The sequence below is a fragment of the Pseudomonas entomophila genome (assembly GCF_023277925.1).
Classification (GTDB): Bacteria; Pseudomonadota; Gammaproteobacteria; order Pseudomonadales; family Pseudomonadaceae; genus Aquipseudomonas; species Aquipseudomonas entomophila_D.
This window is the reverse complement of sequence record NZ_CP063832.1, coordinates 4312181-4332356: the sequence shown is the minus strand read 5'-3', so window position 1 is coordinate 4332356 and position 20176 is coordinate 4312181. Positions and strand designations below refer to the sequence as shown.

The following is a 20176-nucleotide window of genomic DNA, read 5'->3' as shown; positions in this document are numbered from 1 at the left end:
AACCGAACAATGTCCAAGAAAATCTTTGTCACCGACACGATCCTGCGCGACGCCCACCAGTCCCTGCTGGCCACCCGCATGCGCACCGAAGACATGCTGCCCATCTGTGACAAGCTCGACAAGGTCGGCTACTGGTCGCTGGAAGTCTGGGGCGGTGCCACCTTCGACGCCTGCGTGCGCTTCCTCAAGGAAGACCCGTGGGAGCGCCTGCGCAAGCTGCGCGCCGCATTGCCCAACACGCGCCTGCAGATGCTCCTGCGTGGCCAGAACCTGCTTGGCTACCGGCACTACAGCGATGACGTGGTCAAGGCCTTCGTCGCCAAGGCCGCAGTCAACGGCATCGATGTGTTCCGCATCTTCGACGCCATGAACGACGTACGTAACCTGCGTGTGGCCATCGAGGCTGTAAAAGCTGCCGGCAAGCACGCCCAGGGCACCATCGCCTACACCACCAGCCCGGTACACACCGTCGATGCATTTGTACAGCAGGCCAAGCAGATGGAAGCCATGGGCTGCGACTCGGTGGCGATCAAGGACATGGCCGGCCTGCTCACGCCGTTCGCCACCGGCGAGCTGGTCAAGGCGCTGAAGGCCGAGCAGTCGCTGCCGGTGTTCATCCATTCCCATGACACCGCCGGCCTGGCCGCCATGTGCCAGCTCAAGGCCGTTGAAAACGGTGTTGACCACATCGACACCGCGATCTCCAGCTTTGCCTGGGGCACCAGCCACCCAGGCACCGAGTCGATGGTCGCCGCGCTCAAGGGCAGCGAGTTCGACACCGGCCTGGACCTGGAACTGCTGCAGGAGATCGGCCTGTACTTCTACGCCGTGCGCAAGAAGTACCACCAGTTCGAGAGCGAGTTCACCGCCGTGGACACCCGCGTGCAGGTGAACCAGGTACCGGGCGGGATGATTTCCAACCTGGCCAACCAGCTCAAGGAGCAGGGCGCCCTTAGCCGCATGAACGAAGTGCTGGCGGAAATCCCGCGCGTTCGCGAAGACCTCGGCTTCCCGCCACTGGTGACCCCGACCTCGCAGATCGTCGGCACCCAGGCGTTCTTCAACGTGCTGGCCGGCGAGCGCTACAAGACCATCACCAACGAAGTAAAGCTGTACCTGCAGGGTGGTTACGGCAAGGCCCCGGGCGTGGTCAACGAGCAACTGCGCCGCCAGGCCATTGGTAGCGAGGAAGTGATCGACGTGCGCCCGGCTGACCTGCTCAAGCCGGAAATGGCCAAGCTGCGCGCCGATATCGGCAACCTCGCGCAATCCGAGGAAGACGTGCTGACCTTCGCCATGTTCCCCGACATCGGCCGCAAGTTCCTCGAGGAGCGCGAAGCCGGCACCCTCAAGCCCGAAGCCCTGCTGCCGATTCCGGAGGCCGGCGCGGTGGGTTCGGTGGGCGGTGAGGGTGTGCCGACCGAGTTCGTCATCGACGTGCACGGCGAGACCTACCGCGTCGACATCACTGGCGTGGGCGTCAAGGCCGAAGGTAAGCGCCACTTCTACCTGTCCATCGACGGCATGCCCGAAGAAGTGGTGTTCGAGCCGCTCAACGACTTCGTTGGTGGTGGCGGCAGCAAGCGCAAGCAGGCCAGTGAGCCAGGCCATGTCAGCACCAGCATGCCGGGCAACATCGTCGATGTGCTGGTCAAGGAAGGCGATGTGGTCAAGGCTGGGCAGGCGGTGCTGATCACCGAGGCGATGAAGATGGAAACCGAGGTCCAGGCGGCCATCGCCGGCAAGGTCGTGGCCATCCACGTGGCCAAGGGCGACCGGGTGACACCGGGCGAAATCCTGATCGAGATCGAAGGCTGACAGAAGCCTTCATCTGCAAGCGGTTAACCTCTGGGGGGCGGATGCTCCCCTTTTTTTTTGCTGGAAAAGTGGCCTGTTCGCCGGCAAGCCGGCTCCTACAGGTATGGCACGTCCCCACTGGAGCCGGCTTGCCGGCGAATCGGCCATCAGCCTTTGCGGCAAGCTTCCAGCGACCGCACTTGGCCTTCGGGCTGCTGATTCTCAACGCTCAGCCAGCGCTCGAACCCCGCCGCCACCGCCGGCCACTCGGCAGCGGTGATCGAATACCAAGCGGTGTCCCGATTGCGGTCCTTGACCACCATGTGGTTGCGGAACACCCCTTCGAAGACAAAGCCGAAACGTTGCGCCGCCCGCTTGGAGCGCGCATTGGCATCGTTGCACTTCCACTCCAGCCGACGGTTGCCCAGTTCGAAGCCGAGCTTGCCCAGCAGGTACACCGCCTCGGTGCCCTTTGGTGTGCGCTGCATGGCGGCGCCGAAGGCGATATGGCCAATCTCGAAGCGCCCCTGCTCCGGAACGATCGACATATAGCTGAGGATGCCCTGGACCTGGCCGTTGGCCCGGTCGATGACGCTGTAGAACAGCGGGTCGCGGCTGGCGGCGTTACCCTCCAGCCAGTGGTCGAAGCGGGTGCGTTCATGGAACGGCCCATAAGGCAGGTAGTCCCACAGCACCGGGTCCGAGCCCGGCCCCTGCAACACGTCCCAAAGATCATCGCCATGGCGGGCCGGGTCGAGCTTTTCCAGGCGGATGAAACGCCCATCGATGGGCTCGGCCTTGGGCGTGCCAGCGGGCTTCCAGTTCAATGCGTCGGTCATGGTCGGCCTACAGTGGCTTGCGGAATTGGATGAAGCCCGGCCGCTCGGCGACCTGCTCGTACAGGCTGATGGCGGTGGCGTTGGTTTCGTGGGTCAGCCAGTGCACCTTGATGCAACCCGCAGCCTTGGCCGTGGCGTACACATGTTCGATCAACTGGCGGCCGATGCCCAGGCCCCGCACTTCGCTGTCCACGTAGAGGTCTTGCAGGTAGCAGGAGTTCTCGATGCTCCAGTTGGAGCGATGGTAGATGAAGTTGACTATGCCCACCGCCTTGCCATCGACCCAGGCCAGCGCCGAGTGGGTGGGCTCGTTGGGGTCGAGCAGGCGCTGCCAGGTGTTCGCGCTGATCGCGTCGGCCAGTTCGGTTTCGTAGAACTTCAGATAGGCGTTCCACAGTGGCAGCCAAGCTGATTGATCGTTGGCGCCCACCGGGCGCAGGGTAACAACGGTGGTCATCGGTCTTTTCCTTCAGAGATCGCGCATGTGAGCGGCGAGTTGGTTGTCCAGAGTGTCGGCGCTGGCGCCGAGGCCTTCGCGCACGCCGGCGATATCCTGCGCCGAGCGGTTCTGGCTCAGCTTGCGCGCGCCTTGCAGGCGGGCAATGGGCATGCGGATACCAACGATGGCGCGGAGCATGCCCTCTAGGTAGTCAGCGGGTGCGTCGACGACGTTCCAGGGTTGTTCGCGGCCCTGTTCATGGCGATCGGTCAGGCGGCTGACGATGTCTAGCAGCGGCTGCGCATTGTGGATAACTTCGATCGGGCCGTAGGCGTGCACGGACAGGTAGTTCCAGGTTGGTACCACCTTGGGGTTGTCCGCCTTGCTGGGGTAGTAGCCTGGGCTGATGTAGGCGTCGGCGCCGGGAAACACCAGCAGCGCCTCACCACCCTGTTCCAGGTCCCGCCATTGCGGGTTGGCGCGGGCCAGGTGTCCATAAACGGTGCCGAACTCGCCATCAGCGGTGTCGACCAGCACCGGCAGGTGGGTGGCCAGCAGGCCCTGTTCGCCATGGCTGACCAGCAATGCCAGGCGGGTTTCCAGCATGTGCCGGTGCAGGCGGGTGAGGTCGTGCTCCTGGTGGGGCTTATTGTTGTACATGCCGGGGTTCCTTGTGCTGTGGCTCCATCCTAGGCAGGCTATTGGCTCTGTGTAAGAGCCATTTACCTCTATTTTTATAGGTCCAATGCGATGAGCGAACGTTCCTACGCCTTGCCTTTCGACCCAGCTGGCATCGTGCTCGACCGTCGCCGGGGGCTCAGCCAACAGCTTTACCAGGCGCTGCGCGTGCGCGTACTGGACGGGCGCCTGGGCAGCGGCACGCGACTGCCGGCGACACGGGACTTGGCGGCGGTGCTGGCGCTGTCGCGCAACAGCGTGGTGCGGGCCTATGACCAGTTGTATGCCGAAGGCTTCATCGAGAGCCGGGTAGGGGATGGCACTTATGTGAGCCAGCTACCGAAACTATCCACACAACTATCCACAGGGTTATCCCGGGGGTTATCAACAAGGTTATCCACATTTCACGTTTCTGATACTGAGGATTTATCCAGTTTTGGTGATGCCGACGAGCCTCTTGGGCGTCTGAAAAATCATCAACTGCCGCAACCCAGAGGTGGTTCTCCGAAGGCGTTTCGTGTGGGAGTACCTGCGTTCGATCTCTTTCCGTTCGAGGTGTGGGCCAAGCTGCAAGCGGGTTTCTGGCGAAACCCCGACCCGGCGTTGCTGGGCTATGGCGATCCGGCGGGGGAGCCGCTGCTGCGTGAACTGATCGCCACGTACCTGCGCCGTTCACGGGGACTGTCCTGCACGGCTGAACAAATTGTGATCACCAGTGGTTCACAGGAAGCGATCAACCTTTGTGCACAGTTGCTGTTGCGGCCGGGCGATGGCGTGGCTGTGGAAAACCCAGGGTACCGTGCCGCCGGGCATGCCTTCGCGATGGCCGGGGCGAAGCTCCGGGGCGTGCCGGTGGACGAAGAGGGCATGGATTGCGCGAGGCTGGCCGAGCTGCCCGAGTGCCGGCTCGCCTACGTGACACCGGCTCACCAGTACCCTACCGGGGTCACCTTGAGCCTTGCCCGGCGCCTGGCGCTGCTGGCCTGGGCCGAGCACCGGGAGGGCTGGATCATCGAGGACGACTACGACGGTGAGTACCGCTACAGCGGTGCGCCGTTGGCGCCGCTGGCCGCGCTGGACCGGGCGGGGCGGGTGCTCTACGTCGGCACCTTCGGCAAGATCGCCTTTCCTGCGTTGCGCCTGGGCTACCTGGTGCTGCCGCGCGGGCTGGTGCAGGCTTTCAGCCAGGCAAGAGCACTGGCGGTTCGGCATTCCGAGGTGGGTACCCAGTGCGTCATGGCGCAGTTCATGGCCCAGGGGTATTTCCAGCGGCATATTCGACGCATGAGGCGTGCCGCGCTGGCGCGGCGCAATGTGCTCAAAGCCGGCTGGCCGATGGACGTGCCGGGGTTGGGGCCGATGCCGGAGGTGGCGGCGGGGCTGCACGTGAAAGTGGATGTGGATAACTTTGCGCGGGAGCAGGAGCTGGTAAAGGGGGCCGAAGCGGTGGGGGTGGAGGTCAATCCTTTGAGCGGGTACTGGCTGGAAGACAGCGAGGTGCCTGTGGATAAGCGGGCGGGGCTGGTGCTGGGGTTTGCGGCGGTGCCGGAAGCCGGGATTGCGGATGCGTTGATGCGCTTGCGCAAGGCCTGGCGATAGTTCGCCGGCAAGCCGCCTCCTACACGGAGCAGTAGGAGCCGGCTTGCCGGCGAAGGCTCAAGTCCCGGACTTGATCTTGGTCCAGGCCCGCGTACGCGCACGTTCTGCATCCCGCGCCAACGGTTTGAGCGTGTACAGCGTGGCCATCGCCTCCGCCGTCGGGTACAGGTTCGGGTTGTTGCGAATCGCCGGGCTGACCTTGTCGGTCGCATCCTTGTTCGGGTTCGGGTAGCCGACGAAATCGCTGATCGGCGCGATCACCTCAGGCCGCAGCAGGTAGTTGATGAACGTGTGGGCATCCTCCGGGTTGGCCGCGTTCTTCGGGACCGCCAGCATGTCGAACCAGATCGGCGCCCCCTCCTTGGGCAGGCGCATGTCCACCGTCACGCCATTCTTCGCCTCGCGGGCGCGGTTGGCGGCCTGGGAGAAGCTGCCCGAATAGCCCACCGCCACGCAGATGTCGCCATTGGCGATGTCGGCCATGTACTTGGAGGAGTGGAAGTAGGTGATGTGCGGGCGAATCTTCAGCAGCAGGTCCTGGGCTTTCTGGTAGTCGGCCGGCTTGTTGCTGTTGGGGTCCAGGCCCAGGTACTTCAGGGCCAGCGGCAGGATCTCCGACGGCGAGTCCAGCAGCGCCACGCCGCATTGCTTGAGTTTGGCGATGTTCTCTTCCTTGAAGATCAGGTCCCAGCTGTCCACCGGGGCATTTTCGCCGAGCACGGCCTTGACCTTATCCGGGTTGAAGCCGATCAGCACGGTGCCGTACATGTAGGGCACGGCGAACTTGTTGCCGGGGTCGTTGGCCTCGATCAGCTTCATCAGCGCCGGGTCCAGATGCTGCCAGTTGGGCAGTTTGGTGCGATCGAGCGGCTGGAACACGCCCGCCTCGATCTGCTTGGCAAGGAACACGTTGGATGGCACCACCACGTCGTAGCCGGAGTTGCCGGTCAGCAGCTTGGCTTCCAGCGCCTCATTGGTGTCGAAGATGTCGTACACCAGCTTCACACCGCTGTCCTTCTGGAAGTCGGTGAGGGTTTGCGGGGTGATGTAGTCGAACCAGTTGTACACCCGCAAGGTGCGCTGGTCGGCGTGGGCCTGGAGCGCGCCGGCGAGCAGGCCGGCGGTAATGAGCGGGGTGAGCAGACGCTTGAGTCGGATCATGTTCAGGCTCCTGGCTGGGCGCGCTGGAAACCTTCCAGCACATTGACCGCGTTGATGCCGATTTCTTCCACCGCGTAGCCACCCTCCATCACGAACAGGGTCGGTTTGCCGAGCTGGGCGATGCGCGCGCCCATCGCCAGGTAATCCGGGCTGTCGAGCTTGAACTGGGAGATCGGGTCATCCTTGAAGGTGTCCACGCCCAGGGAGATCACCAGCACCTCGGCGTCGTAGGCGGCGATGCGCTGGCAGGCTTCTTCCAGGGCGGCGCTCCAGGCCGCCCAGTCGCTGCCGGCGGGCAGTGGGTAGTTGACGTTGCAGCCTTCGCCCGCGCCTTCGCCGACTTCGTCGGCGTAACCCAGGAAGAACGGGAACTCGTCCTGCGGGTCACCGTGGATCGAGGCGAAGAACACGTCGTCGCGGGTGTAGAAGATGTCCTGGGTGCCATTGCCGTGGTGGTAGTCGACATCGAGGATGGCTACCTTGCGCCGGCCCTGGTCGAGGAAGGCCTGGGCGGCGATGGCGGCGTTGTTCAGGTAGCAGTAGCCGCCCATCACCTCGGCGGCGGCGTGATGCCCTGGCGGGCGGCACAGGGCGAAGGCCGCATGGGCGCCCTGCTGGATGGCGGCTTGGGCGGTCAGGGCCACCTGCGCGGCACTGTAGGCGGCCTGCCAGGTGCCGGCGGTAATCGGCGCGCCGGCGTCGAAGCTGTAGTAGCCCAGCTCGCCGTGCAGGCCGGTGGGTTTGACCTGGCGCAGGGTGCGCGCCGGCCAGGTGAAGGGCAGCAGGTCGCCCTCGTGGCCCAGTGCCGCCCAGCGGGCCCAGGCGCCTTCGAAGAAGTTCAGGTAGTCGGCGCTGTGGATGCGCTGCAACGGGGCACGGCCGAAATCGGTGGGACCTTGCACAGGGCCGAGGTTGCGCTGTTTCACCTGATCGAGGACGTGGTCGGCGCGGGAGGGCATCTCGAAACAGGGCATCAGCTGGCCGTCGATCAGCTCGCAGCGGCCGTGGTGCAGGCGGTGGTCATCGGAATAGATCGTCAGCACGTGTTGTTCTCCGTTTATGACTGGCGTGGGGCCATTCTGGTGGGCGGCCAATCCAGGGAGAACGACGCAAACGGCCAAAAGGGGATCGATGTGGCCAAGTGCGAGGCTGCGTGTTCCGGCCTATTTGCGGGTACCGCGCCGGGCTGAAGATCAGCGCCACACCTGTAGGAGGGGGTTTACCCGCGAAAGGGCCAGTGCAGGTCACCCGCGAAAATGGCTCGGCGCCACGCCACTCCAACGTTGGAAGGCATGCCGGAAACTCGCGGTCTCGCTGAACCCAAGTGTTTCCGCGATGCGATAGATCGGCATCTGGTCTTCGGTCAGCAACTGCTTGGCCCGTTCGAAGCGCAACTCGTCGAGCAGCTGTTGATAACTGCTGCCCAGCGCCTGCAGGTGCCGGCGCAAAGTGCGCGACGAGCAGTTCATCTGCCGGGCCAGCCCATCCAACCCGGGCGCCGCGTCCAATTGTTGCAGCAGCAGCTGGCGAATCCGCCCAAGCCAGGCCTGGCGCCCGGTGAACTCCAGGTTCAGGCGCCGGCAACGCTCGCCCATGGCCTTGTGGGTGATCGGGTCGGCCAGTGGCAGCGGCATGTCCAGCCAGCGGCGTTCGAAGGCGAAGGCGTTGTCCCGGGCCTCGAACCCCAGCGGGCACTGGAATGCCCCGTTGTAGAGCGCGTGATAGCCGGGTCGGGCATGTTCGAAGCGTGCCGCCAGCAGCGGCAGCGGGCGGCCGAGCAGGTCGTCGCAGATCACCTTGAGCGACACCAGGCAGAACTCGGCATTGAAGGCCGCCAGCCCCGGTGCGTCATGATGGTCGCTGGCGCACAGCCAGACTCGCTGGCCATCGTCGACCAGGCGCAGCTGGAAGACTGTTCCCAGCAGTGCCGGATAGCTCAGCGCCAGGCGCAGGGCGTCACCCAAAGTGGCACTGGAGAGCAGGGCGTAACCGAGCATGCCGTAGCACGACACATGCATACGCCGGCCCAGCTCCAGGCCGATGTCCTCGCGCCGGGCCACGGCGTTGGCGCACACCTGCAGCTCCTGCTGGGTGGTGATGCGTGCATCGCTGTGGCCCAGGTCCGCCGGGCCAATGCCGCTGCCGGCGAGCAACTGCCGCGGGTCGACGCCGCCCTCCTGGAACACCTGGAGGATCAGCGAAACCGCGTTGAGGGTGGTGAGGTGGCTGTGCAGCATGCTCGGTGTCCCGTGGGGCTGAGGGGAATCAGCAGCAATTTGCGTGCCTCGTGGCCAGGTAAACGCCTTACGCCTTTCAAGGAATGCTCCTACGCGAGCTCGGATCGGTCTGGCATCTCTGGTTGAGGAGTTCGGCTAGCTTGGCGGTTTTCCCCACTTTGCAGGGGGCAATGCTGCACCCCGGGCAAGGTGGCCCAACCAGGGACAACGGATGTTCGAATCATTACCCCCCGATCGCTTACGGTTTCACGTGCCGGCGGTCCAGCCTGAGCTTCAGGTCCTGAAATTCAGCGGCGACGAAGGCATCAGCAGGCTCTTCCGCTTCGAGCTCGAACTGGTCAGCGAAAATGCCCGCCTGCCACTCGAACGGATGCTCAACCAGCCCGCCTTTCTCGCCTTCGATGGCCTGGACTGCGGCATCCACGGTGTCATCAGCCGGTTCCGCCAGGGCGTCATCGGCGACCGCCTCACGCACTACCACGCCCGGCTGGAGCCACGGTTGGCGCGCCTGAAGCTGCGCACGAACCAGCGGGTTTTCCAGCAGCGCACGGTGGCGCAGATCATCGGCCAGGTGCTTGAAGAACACGGGCTGCTCGGCGACTGCTACCGCTTCCTCCTCGAAGAACCCTACCCACCGCGCGAGTACTGCGTGCAGTACGGCGAGAGCGACTTGGGGTTCATCGAACGGTTGTGCCAGGAAGACGGGATCCACTACCACTTCACGCATGCGCGCCAGGGCCATGGCGTGGTGTTCGCCGACCACCAGTCGCATTTCCCCCGCCTCGGGCGCGCCCTGGGCTTTCATCCCCCCTCCGGCTTGCAGGCCGACACCCAGGTGGCCAGCCAGTTCGGCGTGAGCGTGCGCACCACGGTCAACCAGGTGGAGCTGCGTGACCACGACTTTCGCAAGGCCGCGCTGCCGCTGGCCTACCCGAGCAGCACCGGCGAGGCCCAGGTGCTGCCCCTGGAGCACTACGCCTACCCCGGCGGCCTGCGCCAGACCCTCGACCAGCAGCGTGGCGCTTCGCTGAGCAAGCGCGCGTTGCAGCGCTGTCGCTTCAACCATTGCCTGGCCGAAGGGGCCAGCGACGCGGCGTTTCTGCTCAGCGGCCATCTGCTGCAACTGACCGACCATCCCCGCGAGGCCTGGAACGACCTGTGGCTGCTCACCCATGTTCACCACGAAGGCCGCCAGCCCCAGGTGCTGGAGGAGCACGCCGAAGCCGATGCGCAGGCGCGCTACAGCAATACCTTCAACGCCATCCCTTGGGACGTGCTGTTCCGCCCGCCGCTGGCCCGGCCCCGGCCGCAAGTGCCCGGCTGCCAGGTAGCCAGGGTTACCGGCCCGCCCGGGGAGGAGGTGTATTGCGACGCGCTGGGCAGGGTCAAGGTGCAGTTCCACTGGGATCGCGAAGGCCGGGGCGACGCGCACACCAGCTGCTGGTTGCGCGTGCTGTCCAGCTGGTCCGGCGACCGTTACGGCGCGGTCACGCTGCCCCGGGTCGGCATGGCGGTGGTGGTCAGCTTCCTCGACAACGACCCCGACCAGCCCGTGGTCAGTGGCTGCCTGCCCGACAGCCTGCACCCGCCACCCTACGCCTTGCCCGAATACCGCAGCCGCACGGTACTGCGCAGCCGCAGCCTGGGCGGCGGCGGGGGCTACAACGAGCTGGCCATGGAGGACCGCGCCGGGCAGGAGCTGTTGTACCTGCGCGCCCAGCGCGACTACGAGCGGCAGGTGGGCAACGACAGTCTTGAGGAAATCGGTGGCCAGCGCGAGGTACGGGTGAAGGGGCCTAGCCGCGTCACCCTGGAGGCCGAGGAGCATCGCACCGTCGGCGGGCATCGGCAGGTGCTGGTGCGGGCCAGCGACCACCTGGTGGTCGAGGAGGGCAGCCAGACCCGCGTGGGCACGGTGCTTGTCCAACACGCCGGGCGCCAGGTGCAGGTGTCGGCGGACGGCGAGGTGGTGGTGGAGGGCGGCGCCAGCATCACCCTCAAGGTTGGCGGGCAGCACTTGGTGGTCAATGGCGCGGGGATTTTCTGCAGCAGCCCGATCCAGATCGGTGGGGCGCCGGCGGCCAGCCAGGCGGTGGTATCGCTTCCGCCTGAGCTGGCGGGCAGCCAAGGGCCAGCCGCGCTGCCCAAGGTGGTGGCGCCGGTGATGCTGGCCCTGGTAGCGGCAAGCAAACAGGCCGACCAGGACTACTGCCCGCTCTGCGAGGCCTGCGCCAATGGCCAGTGCCTGCCGCTTGGAGGTGTTCGATGAGCAATCAGGATCCGTGGCTGTGGATGGCCGCGCAACGTGCCCAGGGCCGCGAGGTTGCCCTGCTGCTGGATGGCGAAGCTCGCACTCGGCAAGTGTTGATGGCGACGTTGGGCAGCGACCGTTGGAGCGCCTTGTACAACCAGACACCAGCAGCCCAGTTGGCCAGTGCCGGGCCGGTCGCGTTCCTGGTGGGCGATGCCGAACTGCGTCTGGCCGAGCCGGACCTTTCGGCGCCGCAGGCGCATTGGGGGTGGTTGGCGAGCCTGGCGCCCGGCGACTGGGCGGCCTGGCTCAGCCACTGGCGGGCACGGCTGATGGTCGGGCACGGGCTGTACCGCTTTCACGATAACCGCGTGCTGGCCCGTGCCCTGGACGTCCTGACTCAGGTTGAACTGCCAGCTTACCTCGGTCCGACCCTCAGCCTCTGTTACTGGCAAACGGATGTCTGGCGGGTTGTGGATAACCCAGCCTCCGGTAGCTACCCCGTGCCCTCCGAGCCGGCCTGGCTGCGGGTGCCGGCACCTGCCGCCGAGGTGACGCTGTTTGTGAATGCTGACCGCTACCTGGTCCGGCATGACTACGGACGCTATCTGCAACTGGCGAGCGAGCAGGACCACGAAGCCTGGCTTGGGCGAAGGCTGGAGCAGGCCAAGGCTTGGGGTTGGGAGACGTCCGCGCAGTTGGCGTTTCTGTTGCTCAGCAGCTTGCGCTCGCCGGGGTTCAAGGTCGGGGAGGACTGGGCGCGTTGGCCGGAGGAAACGCCCGCGGCACATTTTCAGCGAATGCGACGGATTGCGCCATTAGAGCAAGGGAGAACGTGAAATGAAGTCTTGGAGGAAACGAGGAGTAGTTGTAGCGGCCGTATTGCTGCAGACCAGTTGCTCTGAATGGCAACCGAATACTTTCACATTGGTGGGGGAGTTGCCGTCAAACTTTTCTTATTGGGCGGGCGTGCTCTATGAACCTGAGCCTGGTACCAGCTGTGCGGTGACAGATTGGAGGCGAACCATGCCGGAATTTAACCGACCTTGGCTGGGTGAATATAAGCCAGAAATAAAAATACCAATACGCACCCTGATAAAGGGTTGTCAGATGGTCTTGGATAAAATCGATATAAAAATATTTGCCCGATGGTCTGATGCCACGCCAGTAGACAGAACGGATAGCTACACACGCGCTGGCTTGGGTGTTTACTCGCAATATGAAGGTAAGAACAAACGAAAACTCACAAAAAGCGATGAAGACACTTTCTATGGTGAGTGCTATTGGAGATTTAGAACGATGGGAAAAAAACGCCAACTGTCAAAGGGGTTGAGTTGCAGGCAGGACGCCAGCCGCGGGGAGGTCGGTTTGGATGTGGTGTATGCCGTATATACACTGGATCAATTACCGGGCAAAACCATAAGGATGAATATTCGTTTACTTGATGAAGAAAAACCGGGGGAGCCGAATAGGTGGGTACAGTTTCCTAATGGGTGGAAGAGGTGTATGGGGGATGGCTTTGAAGATCCTTATGCATTCTGCGACGGAAATACGTCTGATTTCAGTCACTTCACCGGCCCGAACGGCGTGGTTTGCACGATTCATCCAGGCTGTAAGGAGTAGAACGTTATGAGGGAGATTCTTGATGAGCTGTCATCGCCTATTAATTCCAAGATTTTCGCGTGCCCTGTAGAGGACTGTAGAACCAGATTTCAACTGGTCGATGAATTAGGGCAAGGTGAGCCATATGCAGGATTGAGTTATGAAGCGATTGACCGGGAAGGCATCACCTACACGGGCGTGCTGGATATTGAAGGGAGTGCTGTTATTTCGAGGCACTACAGCGGTGGGTTGGTTGTAAGATTTTATGCGCTCTACGTCGGCGCTGAGAAGTTGTATAGGGGCTTGATTGAGCGAGACTTTTACCCGCTGCAATTGACGGAGTTACAGGTCCGAGCGGAAAGTACGCAGTTCAATAATGCAAATGGTGCTCGAACTGAAAATAACCCTGCTCGCGCGAAGTGTGACCATTTTCTCCAAGTGGAAGTGCGTGATCTCGTTCAGTACACCTGTCATCTACCTCCTGCGACGAAGTCAAACTTTCCTCCTGAGGAATACGCCAAGAAACTCATGCGTGGGCATGGTGCCCACGGTGTGTGCCTGAGGCCCAACCAGCACACGGTGCTGGAAGTCCGCCCCCTGCGCGCCTTGCGGTTGGTGCTATCGAAGGATCCAGGTTTTTGCGTGTTGAACATGTATCAGTTGGCACTCATGGCCACGCTGAGCTATTCACCGTTCGGACAAGAACCGGACGGGCACCCGGTCCGGTCATCGACGGTCAGCTTCACCCATGAACCCAGCGTTGGTAACTGGTTTGCCGAGTCGCTGAGTGCATTTAGGGAGATCTGGAGGGTCGATACGAAATTGATGCAGTCGTTCTATCCGTTCTATGAAGAAGTACCGTACTCGCAGCGGTGGGAGATAGCGCCTTTTGATCCCGACCTGTATCCCTACAATCATCCGAGCCGGGAAGACCTTCAAGAGCACCCCGCCAAGCTTCATTTTCTTGATGATCGAAACAAGTTCAACGCGACGGATACCCAAGCATTCGCCACTCACACATCAGATCAGATCTTGATAGCAGTCCGGGGTACCAGCGAGTTCATGGCCGATGCGCTTCGAGATGCGGATGCGTTACAAGTTGAATTTCGTGAAGGGGAGGGTCGAGTTCATCGCGGATTCTATGAGTCCGCTACAAAAGCGTACGCTTTCGCACGGGAGTACATGGACAGGTTCTACACGGGTCAACAACTGGTCATCTGCGGCCACAGCCTCGGCGGTGCGGTTGCCTTGCTCTTGGCAGAAATGCTTCGTCGCCAAGTAGAAGGCATCGACATCCAGCTCTACACCTTCGGCGCCCCCCGCGCCGGCGACACCACCTTCATGCAAGGCGCCGCCGATCTGGTCCACCACCGCATCGTCAACGACAACGACCCGGTTCCCAGTGTCCCCGCCAGCTGGATGCATCGGCCCTTCGAGCGGGTCCGGCAGGATGTCGCGCAGGCCCACATGCAAGCGCCCCTGGGCGTTAAGACGGTACTCACCAGTTTCGGTTTCGAACTGGCCGAGTCCTACGAGCATCACGGTGAGTTGCGCCATTTCATGAGCATTCCCTTCGCGCCTGGCCGTCAATCCGCCGTGCTTTGGACGCCCGGCTGCAGCACCATCACCGAGCAAGCGCTGTGCAACCGTATACTGCGGCACGAGTACGGCCTGCCCGAACGTATGGCGTTCATGGATCAACTGTTCAGGGTCGGCGACCATTTCATGGTTGCCTATATCCCTGCCTGCTGGGCCGCGTTGCGCCGCCATCAGGAGGTCCTGCTGGCCAACACGCCCCCTGTCACCCGCCGCGAACTGTCGCTGATCCGCGCACTGCTGGTTTCATTCGATGAGCAGATCCAGCGCAGGCAAGCGTCGATCAAGCAGGCGGACCCATACCGTCGTCAACATGAAAACCGGCTGCAAATCATGCATGAGGAACGCCACCGACTCGAAACCACCCTGACGCGACTTTCTGCGCTCGCCACCACCACCGTTAGCGCAGCCCAGGTCTACGGCTCGCTCGCCAACCACCCCGAACTCGAAACCGTACTCGCCCGTTGGCACGCCCATGACGTGAACAACCGCGAAGAGCAGCTTGCCATGGCCCCCGCCGAGCTTCCCTCGAACGAGCCACCGATAATCAAAGTTACCTCCGACGAAATCTTCGTCATGCTCGATGCCGAGAGCGATCCGTCCGACCCTCTGAACTTGATATAAAAAAAGAGCCCGGAGCGTGCGCTCGGGCCCTTGAAAGGTTGAGAGGTGTCTAGTCCCTCGACCTGGTGAGACGTTTTGCAGCGGTCTGGGTTACGCCTTCAGCGGAACCAGACGGGGAGCGATCATGTTTTCCGGACGCAGGATGTCGTTGAGCATCGCTTCATCCAGCAGCTTCTCTTCGCGCACCAGTTCCAGCACGCCGCGGCCGGTTTCCAGGGCGACGCGGGCGATACGGGTGGCGTTTTCGTAGCCGATGTACGGGTTCAGGGCGGTGACCAGGCCGATCGAGTGCTCGACCAGTTCACGGCAGCGCTGTTCGTTGGCGGTGATACCCACGATGCAGTGCTCGCGCAGCATGTCCATGGCGCGTTGCAGCAGGCGGATCGAGTCGAAGATCTTGTAGGCGATCAGCGGTTCCATCACGTTCAGCTGCAGCTGGCCACCTTCGGCGGCGACGGTCAGGGCCAGGTCGTTGCCCATGATGGCGAAGGCGACTTGGTTGACGGCTTCCGGGATCACCGGGTTGACCTTGCCTGGCATGATCGAGCTGCCTGGCTGGCGCGCCGGCAGGTTGATCTCGTTGATGCCGGTACGTGGGCCGCTGGACAGCAGGCGCAGGTCGTTGCAGATCTTCGACAGCTTGACCGCGGTGCGCTTGAGCATGCCGGAGAACAGCACGAAGGCGCCCATGTCGGAGGTGGCTTCGATCAGGTCGGCGGCAGGCACCAGCGGCTGGCCGCTGATGGTTGCCAGGCGCTGCACGGCCAGGGCCTGGTAGCCCGGGTCGGCGTTGATGCCGGTACCGATGGCAGTGCCGCCCAGGTTGATTTCGGTCAGCAGTTCCGGGGCCAGCGAGCGCAGGCGCTGCAGGTCTTCGGTCATGGTGGTGGCGAAGGCGCGGAATTCCTGGCCCAGGGTCATGGGTACGGCGTCCTGCAGCTGGGTGCGGCCCATCTTCAGTACGTGGTCGAACTCTTTACCTTTGGCGGCGAAGGCCTGGATCAGGCTGTCGAGGCTGGCCAGCAGGGCGTCGTGGCCCAGCAACAGACCCAGACGGATCGCGGTCGGGTAGGCGTCGTTGGTCGACTGCGCCATGTTCACGTCGTTGTTCGGGTGCAGGTACTGGTACTCACCTTTCTGGTGGCCCATGTGCTCCAGCGCAACGTTGGCGATGACTTCGTTGGCGTTCATGTTGGTGGAGGTGCCAGCACCGCCTTGAATCATGTCCACCACGAACTGATCGTGGAAGTCGCCCTTGATCAGTCGGGCGCAAGCTGCGCTGATGGCAGCGTGCTTGGCATCGCTCAGGTGCCCCAGCTCACGGTTGGCGTCAGCAGCAGCCTGCTTGACCATCGCCAGGCCGACTACCAGTTTCGGGTAGTGCGACAGCGGAACGCCGGAGAGGTGGAAGTTGTTGGCAGCGCGCAGGGTCTGGATGCCGTAGTAGGCATCGGCAGGGACTTCAAGGGTACCAAGCAGATCTTTTTCGACGCGGAACGATGCAGCGGAGGACATGATGGATATCATCTCGATTTTGACCCGGCACCTGCCGGAATGGCGACAATCCTAGGGCTGCCCGGATTTTGCGGCCAATGCTGTTGCACGCTAACCTATGCGCAAACGGCATACGGTTTGATGTGACGCCGATTGACAATCGAGCGTGTTCCATTTTGGTGCACGCGTTGCGGAGTAGTCGATGAACCTCGAAAGCAAATGGCTGGAGGACTTCAGTGCCCTGGCCTCCACCCGCAGTTTCTCGCAAGCGGCCGAGCGCCGTTTCGTCACCCAGCCAGCCTTCAGCCGACGCATAAGAAGCCTGGAAGCGGCGTTGGGGCTGACCTTGGTGAATCGTTCCCGCACCCCCATCGAACTGACCGAGGCCGGGCAACTGTTTCTCGTCACCGCTCGCACCGTTGTCGACCAGTTGAGCGAAGTTTTGCGCCACTTGCATCACCTCGAAGGCGGGCAGGGCGAGGTCATCCAGGTGGCGGCGGCACACTCCCTGGCTTCGGGCTTCTTCCCCCGTTGGGTGGCCCAGTTGCGCAACGACGGTTTGAACATCGCCACCCGCCTGGTGGCCACCAACGTTGGTGATGCAGTGCATGCCTTGCGCGAGGGTGGCTGCGACCTGATGCTGGCCTTCTATGATCCGGATGCGGCGTTGCAGATGGATGCCGAGATCTTCCCGTCGCTGCACATGGGCGACACTGAAATGCTGCCGGTATGTGCCGTGGGACCGGACGGCAAGCCGTTGTTCGACCTGGAAGGCGAGGGCAGCGTGCCGTTGCTGGCCTACAGCGCCGGCGCCTTCCTCGGCCGTTCGGTCAACCTGCTGCTGCGCCAGCGCAACCTGCGCTATACCACTGTCTATGAAACCGCGATGGCCGACAGTCTCAAGAGCATGGCGCTGGAAGGCATGGGCATTGCCTGGGTGCCGAAGCTGTCGATGCGCGGCGAGCTGGAGCGCGGCGAACTGGTGATCTGTGGCGGTAGCCAGTGGCATGTGCCGCTGGAAATCCGCCTCTATCGCTGCGCCCTGGTGCGCAAGGCCAACGTGCGGTTGCTGTGGCGCAAGCTGGAGGGCGGTTCAGTTGACCCGAAAGTCAGCCAAACCCCCGAAAAATAAGGGCGACAGTTGGTCGCCGGGGGTGCCGTGATGGCCTCGCGTTACGCTATACTGCGCGGCCCCTCGACCGGATAGATCCGGTCATGATCAGCAAACAAGCCACGCCGGTCGTCCCGCGTGGCTTGTTGTTTTTTGACGCGCCTGCGGGCGCACAAGCAAAGAGGCTCGACGATGAGTGCACTGGTTGGCGTGATCATGGGCTCCAAGTCCGATTGGTCCACCCTTAGCCACACCGCCGATATGCTGGAAAAACTCGGCATTCCCTACGAGGTGAAGGTGGTTTCCGCCCACCGTACCCCGGACCTGCTGTTCCAGTACGCCGAGGAGGCCGACGGCCGTGGCATCGAGGTGATCATCGCCGGTGCCGGTGGCGCCGCCCACCTGCCAGGCATGTGCGCCGCCAAGACCCACCTGCCGGTGCTCGGCGTGCCGGTGCAGTCGTCGATGTTGTCGGGTGTCGATTCGCTGCTGTCGATCGTGCAGATGCCGGCCGGCGTCCCCGTGGCTACCCTGGCCATCGGCAAGGCTGGCGCGATCAACGCCGCGCTGCTGTCGGCAAGCATCCTGGGTGCCAAATACCCGCAGTTCCACGCGGCGCTCAAGCAGTTCCGCACGGAGCAGACCGACACCGTGCTGGACAATCCAGACCCGCGCCAGGCTTGAGGTTGACGCTATGAAGATCGGTGTAATCGGTGGCGGCCAGTTGGGCCGTATGCTGGCCCTGGCGGGCACTCCGCTGGGCATGAACTTCGCTTTCCTCGACCCGGCCCCGGACGCTTGCGCCGCCCCGCTGGGCGAGCACCTGCGCGCCGACTACGGCGACCAGGACCACCTGCGTCAGCTGGCCGACGAAGTCGACCTGGTAACTTTCGAGTTCGAAAGCGTGCCGGCTGAGACCGTCGCCTTCCTCTCGCAGTTCGTGCCGGTCTACCCGAGCGCCGAAGCGCTGCGCATCGCCCGCGACCGCCTGTTCGAGAAGAGCATGTTCCGCGACCTGGGCATCCCGACGCCGGCTTTTGCCGACATTCTTTCGCAAGCAGACCTGGATGCCGCCGTCGCCAGCATCGGCCTGCCGGCCGTGCTCAAGACCCGCACCTTGGGTTATGACGGCAAGGGCCAGAAGGTCCTGCGCAAGCCCGAGGACGTGGTTGACACCTTTGCCGAGCTGGGCAGCGTGCCGTGCTTGCTGGAAGGCTTCGTGCCGTTCACCGGCGAAGTGTCGCTGGTGGCCGTGCGCGCCCGCGATGGCGAAACCCGCTTCTACCCACTGGTGCACAACACCCACGACAGCGGCATCCTGCGCCTGTCGGTGGCCAGCGAGGCGCACCCGCTGCAGGCCCTGGCCGAAGACTACGTCGGCCGTGTCCTGCAGAAACTGGATTATGTCGGTGTGATGGCGTTCGAGTTCTTCGAAGTCGACGGTGGCTTGAAGGCCAACGAGATTGCCCCGCGCGTGCACAACTCCGGGCACTGGACCATCGAAGGTTCGCAGTGCAGCCAGTTCGAGAACCACCTGCGTGCCGTGGCTGGCCTGCCGCTGGGCTCGACCGCCAAGGTGGGTGAGAGCGCCATGCTCAACTTCATCGGCGAGGTGCCGGCAGTGGACAAGGTCATCGCCATCGACGACTGCCACCTGCATCACTATGGCAAGGCGTTCAAGGCCGGACGCAAGGTCGGCCACGCCACCCTGCGCTGCGACGACATGGCCACGCTGAAAGCCAAGATTGCCGAAGTAGAAGCATTGATCGCCAGCTGAGCGAACTTCTGCGGGGCAACACCGCTCTGAAATGGCGACAAGCCAAAGCGCTGTACTAGGCTTTGGCTTGTTCCATCTTCCATCTCAGAGGGTTTGCCATGGGCATCATTGGAACCATCTTCATCGGCCTGATCGTCGGCCTGCTGGCGCGTTTCCTGAAACCGGGTGACGACAGCATGGGCTGGATCATGACCATTCTCCTCGGTATCGCCGGCTCCCTGGCCGCCACCTATGGCGGGCAAGCCCTTGGCATCTACCAGGCCGGCCAGGCCGCAGGCTTCCTCGGGGCCCTGGTGGGCGCCGTCATCCTTCTGGTGATCTACGGCTTCATCAAGAAGCGCTGAACACAAGCTAGAATGCCCGGCAATTCAATCGCCGAGTTGCCGAGCATTTCCATGCGTGTGTTATTCCTCGTTCCCCTACTGCTGGCCAGTGCCCTGGCCCATGCCGAACTGCCCGAGACCGACTGGCTGGACTTGATGCCCAAGTCGGACCAGAAAGCCCTCGAGCAGATGCCCGAGATCGACCACGACTCCCCGGAAGCCCAAGGGACCTTCACCGTCAAAGGCGGCCTGAAGCAAAGCAAGGGCTTGCCGGCGGTGATGTACTCGACCAAGACCGTGGCCGCGATGAACGGCAAGCAGATCCGCCTGGGCGGGTATCCGGTGCCGTTGGAGAACGATGCCAAGGGCAACAGCACGCTGTTCTTCCTGGTGCCGTACCCGGGCGCCTGCATCCATGTGCCGCCGCCGCCGCCGAACCAGCTGGTGCTGGTGCGTTATCCGAAAGGGCTGAAGATCGACGATATCTACACGCCGTTGTGGGTGACCGGCCTGTTGAAGGTGGAGAAGGTCAGCAATGACCTGGCGGATGCGGCGTATGCGCTGGATGCGGGGCAGGTGAGGGTGGTGGAGGATGCCGACCTCTGAAGCCTGTTCGCCGGCAAGCCACCCCTACGCATACCCTGTAGG

The 20176-nt window shown here is 63.2% G+C and carries 18 protein-coding genes; 11 read left to right on the top strand and 7 right to left on the bottom strand.

Annotated elements, in window-relative coordinates; translation table 11 throughout:
* Positions 1-9: 9 nt before the first annotated feature.
* Entirely contained in the window at positions 10-1818 is a 1809-nt protein-coding gene (gene oadA / locus IM733_RS19230; protein WP_248918050.1) for a sodium-extruding oxaloacetate decarboxylase subunit alpha, read from the top strand.
* Positions 1819-1964: 146 nt separating this feature from the next.
* Here the strand turns inward: oadA and IM733_RS19225 are convergent, their stop codons facing one another.
* From IM733_RS19225 to IM733_RS19215, 3 genes are read right to left on the bottom strand one after another with little or no spacing between them, the layout of a single operon-like run.
* Positions 1965-2636: a GNAT family N-acetyltransferase gene (locus tag IM733_RS19225; protein ID WP_248918049.1), complete on the bottom strand. Its 672-nt coding sequence runs from the start codon at positions 2634-2636 to the stop codon at positions 1965-1967.
* A 7-nt stretch (positions 2637-2643) separates the two neighbouring features.
* Positions 2644-3093, bottom strand: coding sequence for a GNAT family N-acetyltransferase (locus IM733_RS19220; RefSeq protein ID WP_248918048.1), 450 nt, complete (start codon positions 3091-3093; stop codon positions 2644-2646).
* A gap of 12 nt (positions 3094-3105) precedes the next feature.
* Positions 3106-3735: an FMN-binding negative transcriptional regulator gene (locus IM733_RS19215; RefSeq protein ID WP_248918047.1), complete on the bottom strand. Its 630-nt coding sequence runs from the start codon at positions 3733-3735 to the stop codon at positions 3106-3108.
* Positions 3736-3825: 90 nt separating this feature from the next.
* On the opposite strand from IM733_RS19215, the gene IM733_RS19210 reads away from it, so the two are divergent.
* Positions 3826-5352 carry a PLP-dependent aminotransferase family protein gene (locus IM733_RS19210; protein WP_248918046.1) on the top strand — a complete coding sequence of 509 codons (1527 nt, stop codon included), beginning with the start codon at positions 3826-3828 and terminating at the stop codon, positions 5350-5352.
* A gap of 57 nt (positions 5353-5409) precedes the next feature.
* Here IM733_RS19210 and IM733_RS19205 read toward each other — a convergent pair whose 3' ends face one another.
* The 3 genes from IM733_RS19205 to IM733_RS19195 form a co-directional block, all read right to left on the bottom strand.
* Positions 5410-6513: an extracellular solute-binding protein gene (locus IM733_RS19205; RefSeq protein WP_248918045.1), complete on the bottom strand. Its 1104-nt coding sequence runs from the start codon at positions 6511-6513 to the stop codon at positions 5410-5412.
* A gap of 2 nt (positions 6514-6515) precedes the next feature.
* The gene (locus tag IM733_RS19200) at positions 6516-7556 is read right to left on the bottom strand and encodes a histone deacetylase family protein (RefSeq protein ID WP_248918044.1); all 1041 of its coding nucleotides are present in this window, start codon (positions 7554-7556) and stop codon (positions 6516-6518) included.
* Between the two features lie 201 nt (positions 7557-7757).
* Complete coding sequence (locus IM733_RS19195; RefSeq protein WP_248918043.1) at positions 7758-8750, bottom strand: AraC family transcriptional regulator; 993 nt, start codon at positions 8748-8750, stop codon at positions 7758-7760.
* A gap of 211 nt (positions 8751-8961) precedes the next feature.
* On the opposite strand from IM733_RS19195, the gene IM733_RS19190 reads away from it, so the two are divergent.
* The 4 genes from IM733_RS19190 (at position 8962) to IM733_RS19175 (ending at position 14823) form a co-directional block, all read left to right on the top strand.
* A complete protein-coding gene (locus IM733_RS19190; protein WP_248918042.1) occupies positions 8962-11019 on the top strand; it encodes a type VI secretion system tip protein VgrG in 2058 nt (685 codons plus the stop codon).
* Positions 11016-11840 (top strand): DUF4123 domain-containing protein, encoded by an 825-nt coding sequence (locus IM733_RS19185; RefSeq protein ID WP_248918041.1) that lies wholly within the window; start codon positions 11016-11018, stop codon positions 11838-11840. Before IM733_RS19190 ends, IM733_RS19185 begins: the two co-directional genes overlap by 4 nt.
* Positions 11841-12027: 187 nt before the next feature.
* Positions 12028-12624 carry a hypothetical protein gene (locus tag IM733_RS19180; protein WP_248918040.1) on the top strand — a complete coding sequence of 199 codons (597 nt, stop codon included), beginning with the start codon at positions 12028-12030 and terminating at the stop codon, positions 12622-12624.
* Positions 12625-12630: 6 nt separating this feature from the next.
* Positions 12631-14823, top strand: a complete 2193-nt coding sequence (locus IM733_RS19175) for a lipase family protein (RefSeq protein WP_248918039.1) — start codon at positions 12631-12633, stop codon at positions 14821-14823.
* A 90-nt stretch (positions 14824-14913) separates the two neighbouring features.
* On the opposite strand, the gene aspA is transcribed toward IM733_RS19175, so the two are convergent.
* On the bottom strand, positions 14914-16338 hold the full coding sequence (gene aspA / locus IM733_RS19170) for an aspartate ammonia-lyase (protein WP_186652961.1): 1425 nt from the start codon (positions 16336-16338) through the stop codon (positions 14914-14916).
* A 181-nt stretch (positions 16339-16519) separates the two neighbouring features.
* Between aspA and IM733_RS19165 the strand changes: the two genes are divergently transcribed.
* The 5 genes from IM733_RS19165 (at position 16520) to IM733_RS19145 (ending at position 20134) form a co-directional block, all read left to right on the top strand.
* Positions 16520-17449: a LysR substrate-binding domain-containing protein gene (locus IM733_RS19165; protein ID WP_011536444.1), complete on the top strand. Its 930-nt coding sequence runs from the start codon at positions 16520-16522 to the stop codon at positions 17447-17449.
* A gap of 171 nt (positions 17450-17620) precedes the next feature.
* Positions 17621-18112, top strand: coding sequence for a 5-(carboxyamino)imidazole ribonucleotide mutase (gene purE, locus IM733_RS19160; RefSeq protein ID WP_011536443.1), 492 nt, complete (start codon positions 17621-17623; stop codon positions 18110-18112).
* 10 nt (positions 18113-18122) lie between these two features.
* Positions 18123-19205: a 5-(carboxyamino)imidazole ribonucleotide synthase gene (locus IM733_RS19155; RefSeq protein ID WP_248918038.1), complete on the top strand. Its 1083-nt coding sequence runs from the start codon at positions 18123-18125 to the stop codon at positions 19203-19205.
* A gap of 98 nt (positions 19206-19303) precedes the next feature.
* Positions 19304-19549 (top strand): GlsB/YeaQ/YmgE family stress response membrane protein, encoded by a 246-nt coding sequence (locus IM733_RS19150; RefSeq protein ID WP_248918037.1) that lies wholly within the window; start codon positions 19304-19306, stop codon positions 19547-19549.
* A 51-nt stretch (positions 19550-19600) separates the two neighbouring features.
* Positions 19601-20134 (top strand): DUF3299 domain-containing protein, encoded by a 534-nt coding sequence (locus tag IM733_RS19145; protein WP_248918036.1) that lies wholly within the window; start codon positions 19601-19603, stop codon positions 20132-20134.
* Positions 20135-20176: the final 42 nt, after the last annotated feature.